Below are 11,811 nucleotides of genomic sequence, written 5' to 3' on the forward strand. Positions count from 1 at the left end.
TACAGGTCTAAGCTTACTAATTCGCGCATAACAATCGCATAAAAATGAGAGGCGAGACATTACAATTTCGTAAAAATGTATAAAAAAAGAGCGATCCACAAGTAGTTGCAGCTACTTAGGACAGCCCTTAGTTGGTTTGAATGAAATGGTTATGATTAGTTGACGATCGCATCCTGCTTCGTATCATTTTGAACGATACTGTGTGAAGATGAACCGGTAAGACGTTGCGGAGGGAAGACTTGGCGTACTGGCGCAATGATGAGCGCAGCTACGACAGCTTTAATTGCATCTCCAGGAAGGAATGGATAGCAGCCTTGGGCCATTGCTTTTGCAAATGTATAGGTAGGAACCTTATACATTAACCACGGTACGCCGGCCAAATAAAGAAAGAGGGAGCCGAAAACTTCAAGAACAAGGAACGCAGCGACATAGCCCATGATGCCTTTTAAGCGAATACGAGGTAAAATGAGACCAATGAGCATCGCGGATATCGGCCAGATCATGATAAAGCCGCCGGTAGGTCCGAGGACTTTGGCAATACCGCCAGCCCCAGCTAGAAGGGGAAAGCCCAGCGCGGTAAGTACGATGACAAGAGCCATACTTAGGAATCCGTATCGTGCGCCTAGTAAACCTCCAGCAAGCATAACGGCTAATGTTTGAAGCGTAATGGGTACAGGTGACGTAGGAAGAGGGACTTTTACGAAGCTGAATAAGACGAGAATAGCTGCAAATAAAGCACTGAAAATAACGCCACGTAACGTAAGTTTCATATTGTTGACCACTCCTGTTTCTGGTATTGTTAATCCATTGTAAACCCGAACGACAAAATGAAGTTGACAATAGAGATGATAGCACAACTGCTAGAAAAGTGAAAGGAACTTTTTACATATGCCTACAAGTGAGAAATTGATGTCATTAAAGAATGCTTCTATCGTCTATCGAATGGAGTCGGGAGAAGGGCGGCGCGTGTGGTCGGGCGTTTCGCTAGACATTCATAGAGGTGAGTGGATAGCTGTAGTGGGCCCAAATGGAAGCGGGAAAAGTACACTTGCTAGCGTGCTGCTAGGGTTGAACCCGTTGTCGGAAGGGCAAATTCAGCGTAGAACGGATGATGTAACTTCGACGACACGAGGCGTACTCCAGTTGCCTGAAGCACAGTTCATAGGAGAAACGATCGCAGAGGAATTAGACTTCCTACCGCAAGCGCAGCAGCTAACGGCAGAGGAACGCAGGACATGGTATGTGGATGTGCTATCCGCTGTTGGCTTATCACTTTCACCAGAGCGTAAGATGGCTACCTTATCAGGCGGGCAGAAGCAGCTCGTTAATCTAGCAGCTGCACTTGCTATTCAGCCAGAGATTCTACTATTGGATGAACCCACAGCGATGCTGGATCCTGCTTCTCGCAAAGAAGTTCGCGAAGCTGTACGTCAAGCACATCAACGTGGAACGACGATTGTTTGGATTTCACATCGGCTAGAAGAGGTAGCGGATGCTACCCGTGTGATCGGTTTTGGAGCGGGTAGGATTACCTTTGATGGGGATCCGCGCAAGTTCTTTTATGGAGAAGCTGAACGTGACGGGGAGAAATCTTCACCTTGTGTGGAGCTTGGCTTTGATCCGCCTTTTGCGATACAAACGGCGATGAATCTGCGAGAGCAGGGTCTCACTTTACAACCCCTTCCGCTGAATATGGAAGAGCTGGCGGAGGCGATCTCATGTCGATAACATTGCAGGGAGTAGGAGTAACTGCTCCGGATTCACCGGATGTGACGCTGCTCCAAGATATAAGCTTCACCCTGCAAGAGGGAACAATGACGCTGCTTATTGGCCATGCAGGATCGGGGAAATCCACGCTGCTGCAAGTAATGTCGGGTCTGCTTAAGCCACAATCGGGAACGATTACGCTGGACGAACAGCCCGTATGGCTCAAGTCTACAAAAGTTGATTCCAAGCAAATGCTGCGATTCGGTTTAACCTTCCAGTTTCCGGAACAGCAGTTGTTCGCACGCAGCATCCGCCAAGAATTCGCTTATTCGCTCAGGCCGTATAAATTGGAAAAAGAAGCGCGCGAACGGCGCATCCGCGAGACGACGCATGCGCTTGATCCCCATGGCGTATTCGCCATGGATCGCTCGCCCTTCGCGCTCAGCGGCGGCGAGCAGCGCCGGCTCGCGCTGGCGACCACCTTCGCCACGGCGCCGGATTGGCTCCTCATGGATGAGCCAACTGCCGGCCTCGAGGCGGCCGCCGTGCGCGAGCTGCTGCGCATGCTGCGCGAGCGAACCCGTGGCGGACTCGTCATCGCCACGCATGACCTGGACACGTTCTTTCCGCTAGCGGACCGTGTCCTCGTACTAGACCATGGCGAGCTCGTCTTCGACGGCTCGCCGCAAGAGCTTTGCCGCGCGCCCGAAGTGCTGGCGCGCGCCGGGGTTGGCCTCCCGAGCTGCGCGGAGGCCGCACTAGAGCTGGCGCGCGTTGGCATCGCCATCGCGCCGGATCGGCTCACGCCGGCGCTTGCCGCGTCGGCGATCTTGGCTGCGCTGCGCGAAGGCGGCAGCGCCTCGGCGCCAGCTGCCGCGCGCGCAGCAAGCGTGGCGCAGCCACCGCAGCGGCAGCTGCAACCACCCTCACCGCTGGCGGGGTGGTTGCGGCTGGACCCGCGCGCGAAGTGGCTGCTCTATCTGCTGCTCGCCATCGGGACGATGGGGCAGCAGGGCTGGGGCAGCCTCGCGGTGGCCGCAGGGCTCGTCGGCTGCGCGTTTCTCGGCCTCCCGCGAAGTGTCCTGAGCGGGATCAGAAAAATCGCGATGTCCTATGCGATTTTCTTAATCTTCTCCGTCGCACTGGCAGGGATTGAATTCTCACCGCTGGGCTACAATGTCGAAAGTGGCTGGAGCACAACCTTCATACTGACACGTTTATTTGTGGTCCTATTGGCCGGTTATTGGCTCGCGATGTCGACCCCTTATGGTCAGCTCGTACAGGGACTGAACTGGGCATTGAAATACTTGCACAAGGTGAAGCTGCCAGTGGCCTCCTTCTCCTTGGCCGTTTCGTTTCTTTTTCGTTTCATTCCGCTCATCTTGCGGGAGTGGCAGCAATTCTCGATAATCGTACGTGCCCGAGGCAAAGCATCTGTCCGTCCAGGCAGTGTTCGTGTGCGCGACATTCCGGCACTGGTTGTTCCACTATTACTTGCGATGTTCCACAAAGCGGAGCAAATGACAGTTGCAATGGAGATGAAACAAATCGACGGCAAGATGTTGCTTCTACGGAAGAACACGCTTGAGTGGCAGCGGGGGGACACGATCTTAGTGGTGGGAGCTCTACTAGCATGGGGACTTCTGATTTTCACATAATTTCATCGGCTAACGAAAATCTAACGGACATCAGAGTCGTTATTTGACCCAAAAACAGGGATATCCAATTCTAACGGACGTCATTGCCGTTATTTCCACTCGAAAGGTACATTGGAGCACACAAATCAGCAAATAGCGATCCTTGTGTCCGTTAGAAATCGAAATTGCCTATATTTCATGAAATAGAGGCTGTCAGGTCCGTTAGGCATAACCGAAGGCGGATAAACCAAAAGCCGGGGGTGCTCGTCACCCCTGGCTTTTGGTTGTTCGTGGAGCCCACGGGCAGCAGGTGAGCTTCTTTGGCGTTCGTGAAATGGGCGAAGGTGAACTAACTCGTACGAGTAGGAGGCTCAACGAGTGAAGTTACTCTGGAAACTCACACATCCCTCTAAATCTAGGAATATTTCTCTCAACCATTGCTTACAAATGGAGTAATAGACAATTACTCTAGAAATGGTTGGTGAGCTATGAACATCCAAAGAAAGAGATTCCTATTTTACTCGCTGCTAGCAGGGCTGTTAACCCTGCTTTTTCTCCTTGTCATCATTGGACTCAATCCCTCATCAGCTCCAATCTATATAGAAGTACAAGCCGAGGAATTGGTCGAATCTCCAGCGCCAGCACAGATGGAGGTTCCAGCCGTTACACCGGACGAGCTCGAACAGCCGGGCCAACTTCAAGAGGACACAGTTCCAACTCCAACATCATCCCTTCAAGTGGACATACCCCCACATCAAACACCATCCGTTACAACGGACACCTACAGGCCCGTTGCGGTTGTCACTGCGACACCTTCTCCATCCAAAGTCAGCATCCCAGTACTCAACTACCACAGCGTCACAATTGACCCAGGAAATGTGGTCGTTATTTCCCCAACGAAGCTAGAGGAACAGATGAAATATCTGCATGACCACGGGTACACTCCCATTTCTCTCACTACATTCATTAGCCTTATTGAAAATGGAAGCGGGCTCACGGTGCCCGATAAACCGGTGCTGCTCACTTTTGATGATGGCTATGTGGATAATCTGGAGGAGGCGATGCCGATCCTGGCCCAGTACGATTTCCCTGCTACACTTTTCATGTCACCAGGTATGGTTGATCATGATGGCTATCTGAACTGGGAGCAAGTCAAAGAACTCCAAGATGCAGGCTGGGACATTCAACCTCATGGCATGACACATCCTCATCTACCCCAACTTACAGCGGAACAACAGGCGTTCGAGATCACTGAAGCTAGAAAGCTAATTGAGGAGAAGCTAGGCACACAAGCAGACGTATTCTGCTATCCCTATGGCCAATATAACCAAACAACGTTAAAGCTATTAAAGGATTACGGATTTCGGTACGCTTTTACGATTGACCAAGGTTACACGACCAATCAGCAGTCTCCTTACCTGCTCAAAAGGCTTTTTATTAACGGGGAAGAAAACCTGAAAGCATTTATTCATAAGCTTTCAAAAACCAATTAGTATGGCACCGATTTGACTCATCAGTCCATCCTCACCCACATCAATACCACCAGTCACCTTGAGCCTATCTCCACGGTATACTATACTGAAATGAACGATGACAAAAGGCGGCGGTGGGGCAATGGATCAAACGTACACGATCTACGAGCAGCAAATGCAGAGAAAGCTTAAGCGCTGGGAAATACGTCTGCAGAAGCAACCCAACCTGATAGAGCGTGCCTCCAAATCTGTCCAAAACCGCATCAACCAAGTGATCCCAGAGAAAATCCACAATACGATCACAGCGACGGTCAAAGGGATTGTGCAAACCACCCTGTTCGGGATGAACTACATGCCGACAACGGATCCTCTAAAGGGCGTGTCCTTAGCAGATCGCGATGCGAAAGCAGAGGAACTGCTGTCACTGTACAAAAAGATCGCGGCCGCCGAGGGTGCTGGTGCGGGTGCGGGCGGAATTTTGCTTGGGCTTGCTGATTTTCCGATTCTGATCGGGATTAAGTTGAAATTCCTTTTTGAATTAGCGCATATTTATGGGTATTCGACCAAGGATTATAGAGAAAGACTGTTTATTCTATACGTGTTTCAGTTGGCGTTCTCCAGCTCGAAGAAGAAGCCAGAACTGCTTAAAACCATGAAGAATTGGCCTGCCGTCTCGCAGTCCTTTCCGCCTGCGGCCGACTATATGAAGCAAGTGAATTGGTTGCAGCTGCAGCAGGAGTACAGGGATACGATTGATTTTCGTAAAATGCTCCAGCTCATCCCCGGCATCGGGGCCGTCGTCGGCGCTTGGGCTAACTTTGGCTTGCTCGAGGAGCTCGGCGTGGCAGGCATGAACTGTTATCGGATGCGCACCTTGCAAGACAAAGCGGCAGCATTGGAAGTGAACTTTGAGGCGTAGCAGGGACGATTGATCGTTAAGTCCTTTACGCCTTATTTTCATAAATAGTTAAACTCATCGTTATTTCTTTGGAAATTGCGCATACACTAATAGAGAGTCGGTTACCGGCTCATCTTGTGAAGATTTGTGATTATTTTCACAAGCTTATATGTGATTAATTTCACAAGCGGAGGAGTGTTGAGGCAATGAGTAAACCCAAAATCGTCATCCTGGGCGCAGGCTACGGCGGACTTGTCACAGCGATAAGGCTGCAGAAGAAGATGAGAAGGAATGAGATGGACGTCACACTGGTCAACAAGCATGATTATCACTATATTACGACACACTTGCATATGCCGGCTGCCGGTACGGATCATCATGAGAACGCGCGCGTGACCATTGCGGATTTGATTGATGAACGGAAAATACGGTTCGTGAAGTCGACGGTAAGAGAGATTTTGCCTAATGAAAAGAAGATTGTGCTGGAAGATGCTACGCTCGACTATGATTATCTCGTGGTTGGTTTAGGAAGTGAAACGGAAACCTTCGGGATCCCGGGTATGCATGAATATGCCATGTCCATCAAAAGCATTAATAGTGTTCGCTTCATTCGGCAGCACATTGAATATATGTTTGCCAAGTCCAAGATGGCTCCGAAGCGCAAGGATTATCTGACCTTCGTCGTTGGCGGCGCGGGGTTCACAGGTACAGAATTTGTCGGAGAGCTGGCGGACCGCATTCCCGTTCTGTGTAAAACCTATGATGTCGATCCTGCGGATGTCCGTATTTATAATGTGGAAGCTTCCCCTTCGGCGCTGCCGCCCGGGCTTCCTGAGGATCTGATCGAATACGGGATGGAAGTGATGCGCCGCAAAGGCGTGCAATATAAGCTATCGACCGCGATCAAGGCATGCACACCGGAAGGGGTAATTCTGGGTAATGGCGAGTTCATTCGCGCAGGCACGGTAGTCTGGTCGGGAGGGATTCGCGGCAATTCCTTGCTGCAGCAAGCGGGGTTCGAGGTTCAGCGGGGCCGGGTAAAAGTAGATAGCTGCTTGCGTTCGTATCCGTTTCCAGAGATCTTCATTACGGGCGATTGCTCGATTGTTACAGGCCCAGAGGGTACGCCATATCCCGCAAATGCGCAGATTGCCGTCCAACAGGGCTATAATGCAGCTAGGAATCTGATTCAGACGGCTCGAGGCAAAGAAATGAAGCCTTTTGTATATGATTTCAAAGGCACGGTTGCATCCCTAGGCCGGGGGGAGGCTGTTGGTCTACTCAAAGTCAAGAAAGTGAAAGGCCGTCTGGCCTCACTTATCAAAAAAATGATCGATGCCCGCTATTTATACCTCATCGGCGGTATTCCACTCATTTGGAAGAAGATGATTTGGAAGCAAAAATCCACAACTCGCAATTATCATGTGCCGAATTAATGTCCTCATATCGACAAGAAAGCTGAATTGAGAGGTCCGAATGGGATCACAATTCAGCTTTTTTAATTTAGCTTAGTTTTTCATTTAGTTTACAGTTGAAATATAAGAACTATAAGCTGGTGCAGTTAATTGAGTAAGTGTGTATGGAGCTGTATAGTAATTTGTATTTAATGTACTATTCATCATTTTTAGTCGATAAGTTTGTCCTATACTTTGTGTATACTTTCTTATTCCTAAACCATAACTACATCCTGCAAAGTATAAGGGGGTATTTGTATAAGCTACATCTGACCATGTACCGTTTGGATTTTGTACTTGCCAAATTGGTTTTCCTGATGAAAACTCTTTAGTGTTTGGAATTTTCAACGATATGTCATTTGTAGTAGTGTAGTAATATGCTTGAGTTATTTTCACATTAGTTTGTTGGTCAATAAGTGTTGCTGCAAATGCTCCTTGTGCCCCGATAAATGATAAAGTTAATACCATCACCATCATCATTAGTTTCGTTAATTTCTTCATAATAGAACCCTCCAAATATAATTTTGAATTAAACTTATAGAGAGCCTAAAAGTATGTTGCTTACTTTAATAGGTAACCCAGCCATCGTAGATGTTCCCATCCGTAGACCTGTTGGCTTTGCGTCGCTTCCTTTCAGAAGGTTTGCCCGTTTCTATTTGTTTAATAGCATGGTCTAATTATATGATGTTTTTCGACAAGTTACTAGAGGAACTAGAGCCATTAAGGCTGCACTAATCCACCACTAACTTCAATATTTATTCAAATAAATGTATTATTATTCATAAAAACGCAAGGGGTAATACGATGACATATGTGATTAGAAAAGTAGAAGTGAAAGATTTAGAGGCATTAACAGAGCTGATGTATGCTTATATTGTAGGCTTTTATAAGAAGCCGCGACCCGAGACGGCTGATATTCATCTTAATGACTAACCAATGTTTGAAGAAAGCAACTTCCATTTTGCTCGAAATACCTTGAATCACTACGAGAATGGAAGATAATCAATGAATCAACTGAATGTAAGCGAATTATTGAGGGATTCGGGTACAGGAAAAGACCTTTTTACGTTTTTTCCCTCCTTTACTATGTTGGAAGAAGAGAGTAGTATTCAACTCGTACCTGAACAGTTGAATATTTCGCTTAATTTTCTGATAAGAAAAGCGGGGGAACCACGAGTAACATGGGGTGAATAACGGTGCTGATACCAAGTACCTTTTAGGGCAGATTTCTCGCGGCCCGAACCCGACAGCTAACCTCGTAAGCGATCGTGAGAAAGGAGAACATGTGTCTAAAACACAAGGTCAATCCTTGTGTTTTTTTGCGTCCATTTTCCAAATTAGTTCATTGAGATTAGTTTTTATTGGAGGAACAACCACAAAATGACAAGTGATTCATTGAAGAAAATTGTGTTTGGCAAGCCGCTAAAGTCGAGCGAGATTGAGTCGGAGAAACTGCCTGTTTGGAAAGCACTTCCCATCCTGTCTTCGGATGCATTATCTTCTGTATCCTATGGGACGGAACAAATTCTGTTAGAGCTCGCAACCGTTGGGATTGCTGCATTTGCGTTTTCCTTGCCCATTGCCATTTCCATTATTGCGTTGATTTTACTGCTCGTGTTGAGCTATAGACAAGTTATTGAAGCCTACCCCATGGGCGGCGGCGCTTATATGGTTACCAAAGAAAATTTAGGAATGGTATGGGGACGACTAACGGGTGTCTCGCTCCTGATCGATTACACCTTAACGGTAGCGGTTTCGATCTCAGCCGGTGTACAGGCGATTACGTCGGCCTTTCCTTCCACAGTGCCTTATATTGTGCCATTAACGCTATTTCTAGTTTGGATTATGGTGTGGCTCAATTTGCGAGGTACTTCTGAATCAGGGACTGTATTCGCGATACCAACGTACTTTTTTATCTTTTGTATCCTTTTATTAGTTGGTAAAGGCGTATTCGATTTACTGACGGGCTCACTCCATACGCATGCGATCGAATTCGCACCAAGCTCAGCGACGAACTCATTAACATTATTCGTACTTCTTAAGGCGTTCTCATCCGGTTGTTCAGCTGTAACAGGAATCGAAGCGATTTCAGATGCTGTCCCGCATTTCCGAACACCTTCCGTCAAAAATGCAAACCGTACGCTCCTCTCCTTAGGCGGCTTATTGGCCATCGTGTTCGGTGGAGTAACGCTGATCGCCTTAGGCTATGGCGTTGCACCTGATCATAACGGGCATACATCGGTTCTATCGATGGTGACGGAGCAAGCTTTTGGCCGCGGAGTCATGTACTATGCGACCCAAATCGCGACGATGCTCATTCTAGTACTAGCTGCGAATACAAGCTTTAATGGATTCCCAATTTTGGCGTCGATTATGGCCCAAGACAAAAACTTCCCGCGCATGTTCTCTTTCCGGGGGGATCGACTTTCGTATCACTATGGCATCATTACGCTAGGCGTATTGGCGAGCCTGCTGCTGATTGGCTTTAAAGGTAAGACCGACGGCCTCATTCCACTTTATGCGATTGGCGTATTTTTATCTTTTACCCTAGCTCAGGCAGGTTTGGTACGTAAATGGTTGAAAGAACGCGTACCCGGCTGGATCGGGAAGCTTCTCATTAACGGGCTAGGCGGGATCGTCTCCTTTGCGGTTCTTATTATTTTCTCGGTCACGAAATTTAGCGAAGGTGCTTGGATCGTTATTATCGTGACACCGATTCTACTCTGGATCATTACCAAAATCAGTCACCATTACGACGATGTTGCCAACCAACTGCGTATTGATATCACACAAGACCGTGTGTGTACCAAAGAACCCGTGATTATCGTACCTGTGGCCGGGATTCATCGCGCTGTCGAGCAAACGCTGAACTATGCGAAATCACTTTCGCCAAACGTCATCGCTTTCTATGTTTCCTTCTCGGATGAGGACGAAGAATCGATGCAGGAGAAGTGGCAGATCTGGGATCCAGGCGTTCGACTGGTCGTGTTCAAATCACGGTACAGGACGATCCTGAAGCCGCTGGTAGAGTTCATAGAGCGCATCGACACCCACGTGTCAGAGAAGCAGTCTATCATGGTTATTCTCCCTCAATTCATGCCGAAGAAATGGTGGCACCGTCTGCTCCATAATCAGTCAGCGGCGCGTATTCGTTCGAAGCTTCAAGCCGAAAAGGATATCGTTGTTGCGACAGTACCGTATCATTTACACCAGTAGACGTGTACAATATATAGAGAGAACATGTAGACGAGGTGACCTTATTATGGTGAAAAAGAAAGCTAATATGACGCCAGCTGCGGCTAGCGTGCAAGATAAACCCGCAACACTTAAGGATTTGCTGCGTCCGGAAATTTTGGAAGGACTTAAAGCCCAGGCTGACGCGATGAAAGCGGAAGAGCAAGCGAAGAAGGACGCCGAAAGAGCCAAGGTAGAGGCGGCTCGCAAAGCGGAAGAGAAGCGGCTTGAAAATGATTTTGCTTATCAGCTGGAGAAAAGTAAATTAGATTGGCGGAAACACAAATGAGGGGGCGCACGATGTGCCTCCTTTTCTTTGTGAGCGCGATGATAGCGCTTGCAGGCTGTGAGGCGGAGCAGGGTGCTGAGGGTGTGGAAGTGACAACAACTGCTGCAACGCCCGCGCCGCTGAGTGCAACGGCAACACCACCAGTTATCTCATCAACCCCTGTGAGCGGCCCAACAGAGTCACCTGTCACGACGAACTCATCCCATCCGATATCAGATAGTCCGACACTTCATGCAGCAGAAATCGAGGCCATCCCAGCTTTCGCGTCGGTGGAGAAATCACTGATCGACCGTTATACCTCCGTAATACCTGTAAAGTGGGGAGAGCGTGTCCCTGGTGTGAAAACACAGTTACATACGAAGGACAAAGTGATTGCCCTCACCTTTGATGCCTGCGGCGGGAAGGAAGGCAGTGGTTACGACGAGAAGCTGATCCAGTATTTGATTCAGGAGCACATACCGGCAACATTATTCATCAATGCGAGATGGATTGCTGCGAATCCAGCCATCTTTGCCGCGTTGGCTGCGAACCCGCTGTTCGAGATCGAAAATCATGGCACCGAGCACCGGCCCTTATCCGTGAACGGCAAGCTAGCCTATGGCATTGCGGGCACGAAGAGCGTCAAAGAAGCCATTCATGAAATGAACGACAATGCGGATCAGATTGAGAAACTGACGGGGAAAAGACCGAGATTTTTCCGTTCGGGGACGGCTTTTTATGATGAGGTTGCGGCGTCTGTTGCCCATGATCTTGGCTTCGAGTTAGCAGGCTACTCCGTGATTGGGGATGCTGGAGCGACGTATAACACGGAGCAAGTGTACAAGGCTATATCGAAGGCCACGAGCGGTTCCATTGTACTTGCGCATATGAATCATCCTGAGAAGGATACCGCTGAGGGAGTGATCAAAGCGATACCTCAATTGCGGCAAGCGGGTTTTCGCTTTGTGCAGCTTGCTTCTATTGAACTTAATTAAGCACGAAGTCATATTTTCTTTTACTGCGGAGTATTCTTCTTATCTCCACGAATTAGACTACTTAGAGTATACATGACATCTGCATGGCTTTTTCTATCAACACCAGCATTACTTTGGCTTTCAGCAACTGCTAATTTCTGATACAA

Annotated in this window: 11 protein-coding genes and 2 riboswitches; of the genes, 9 read left to right on the forward strand and 2 right to left on the reverse strand. The window is 48.3% G+C overall.

The window, feature by feature from the left end; all coding sequences use genetic code 11:
* Positions 1 to 155 precede the first annotated feature (155 nt).
* Complete coding sequence (locus AC58PQ_RS17720; RefSeq protein ID WP_497243733.1) at positions 156 to 770, reverse strand: biotin transporter BioY; 615 nt, start codon at positions 768 to 770, stop codon at positions 156 to 158.
* A 118-nt stretch (positions 771 to 888) separates the two neighbouring features.
* Here AC58PQ_RS17720 and AC58PQ_RS17725 point away from each other — a divergent pair, with 118 nt between their 5' ends.
* From AC58PQ_RS17725 to AC58PQ_RS17745, 5 genes are all read left to right on the forward strand, one after another.
* Positions 889 to 1,728: an ATP-binding cassette domain-containing protein gene (locus AC58PQ_RS17725; RefSeq protein WP_497243735.1), complete on the forward strand. Its 840-nt coding sequence runs from the start codon at positions 889 to 891 to the stop codon at positions 1,726 to 1,728.
* On the forward strand, positions 1,719 to 3,365 hold the full coding sequence (locus AC58PQ_RS17730; protein WP_497243737.1) for an ATP-binding cassette domain-containing protein: 1,647 nt from the start codon (positions 1,719 to 1,721) through the stop codon (positions 3,363 to 3,365). Before AC58PQ_RS17725 ends, AC58PQ_RS17730 begins: the two co-directional genes overlap by 10 nt.
* A gap of 467 nt (positions 3,366 to 3,832) precedes the next feature.
* A complete protein-coding gene (locus AC58PQ_RS17735) occupies positions 3,833 to 4,837 on the forward strand; it encodes a polysaccharide deacetylase family protein (RefSeq protein ID WP_497243739.1) in 1,005 nt (334 codons plus the stop codon).
* A 121-nt stretch (positions 4,838 to 4,958) separates the two neighbouring features.
* Positions 4,959 to 5,735, forward strand: a complete 777-nt coding sequence (locus AC58PQ_RS17740; RefSeq protein WP_497243741.1) for an EcsC family protein — start codon at positions 4,959 to 4,961, stop codon at positions 5,733 to 5,735.
* Positions 5,736 to 5,920: 185 nt separating this feature from the next.
* Positions 5,921 to 7,150 (forward strand): NAD(P)/FAD-dependent oxidoreductase, encoded by a 1,230-nt coding sequence (locus AC58PQ_RS17745; protein ID WP_497243743.1) that lies wholly within the window; start codon positions 5,921 to 5,923, stop codon positions 7,148 to 7,150.
* An 84-nt stretch (positions 7,151 to 7,234) separates the two neighbouring features.
* On the opposite strand, the gene AC58PQ_RS17750 is transcribed toward AC58PQ_RS17745, so the two are convergent.
* On the reverse strand, positions 7,235 to 7,669 hold the full coding sequence (locus AC58PQ_RS17750; RefSeq protein WP_497243745.1) for a hypothetical protein: 435 nt from the start codon (positions 7,667 to 7,669) through the stop codon (positions 7,235 to 7,237).
* A 68-nt stretch (positions 7,670 to 7,737) separates the two neighbouring features.
* A riboswitch (cyclic di-GMP riboswitch) is annotated at positions 7,738 to 7,825 on the reverse strand.
* A 147-nt stretch (positions 7,826 to 7,972) separates the two neighbouring features.
* Between AC58PQ_RS17750 and AC58PQ_RS17755 the strand changes: the two genes are divergently transcribed.
* The 4 genes from AC58PQ_RS17755 to AC58PQ_RS17770 all read left to right on the forward strand — a co-directional run bounded on the left by AC58PQ_RS17755 (position 7,973) and on the right by AC58PQ_RS17770 (position 11,665).
* Positions 7,973 to 8,101: a hypothetical protein gene (locus AC58PQ_RS17755; protein ID WP_497243747.1), complete on the forward strand. Its 129-nt coding sequence runs from the start codon at positions 7,973 to 7,975 to the stop codon at positions 8,099 to 8,101.
* A 195-nt stretch (positions 8,102 to 8,296) separates the two neighbouring features.
* A riboswitch (cyclic di-AMP (ydaO/yuaA leader) is annotated at positions 8,297 to 8,448 on the forward strand.
* A gap of 100 nt (positions 8,449 to 8,548) precedes the next feature.
* Positions 8,549 to 10,384: an APC family permease gene (locus tag AC58PQ_RS17760; RefSeq protein WP_497243749.1), complete on the forward strand. Its 1,836-nt coding sequence runs from the start codon at positions 8,549 to 8,551 to the stop codon at positions 10,382 to 10,384.
* 46 nt (positions 10,385 to 10,430) lie between these two features.
* Entirely contained in the window at positions 10,431 to 10,691 is a 261-nt protein-coding gene (locus tag AC58PQ_RS17765; RefSeq protein WP_497243751.1) for a YqkE family protein, read from the forward strand.
* An 11-nt stretch (positions 10,692 to 10,702) separates the two neighbouring features.
* Positions 10,703 to 11,665, forward strand: a complete 963-nt coding sequence (locus AC58PQ_RS17770) for a polysaccharide deacetylase family protein (protein WP_497243753.1) — start codon at positions 10,703 to 10,705, stop codon at positions 11,663 to 11,665.
* Positions 11,666 to 11,811 lie beyond the last annotated feature (146 nt).

The sequence above is a fragment of the Paenibacillus sp. J22P143 genome (assembly GCF_059692035.1).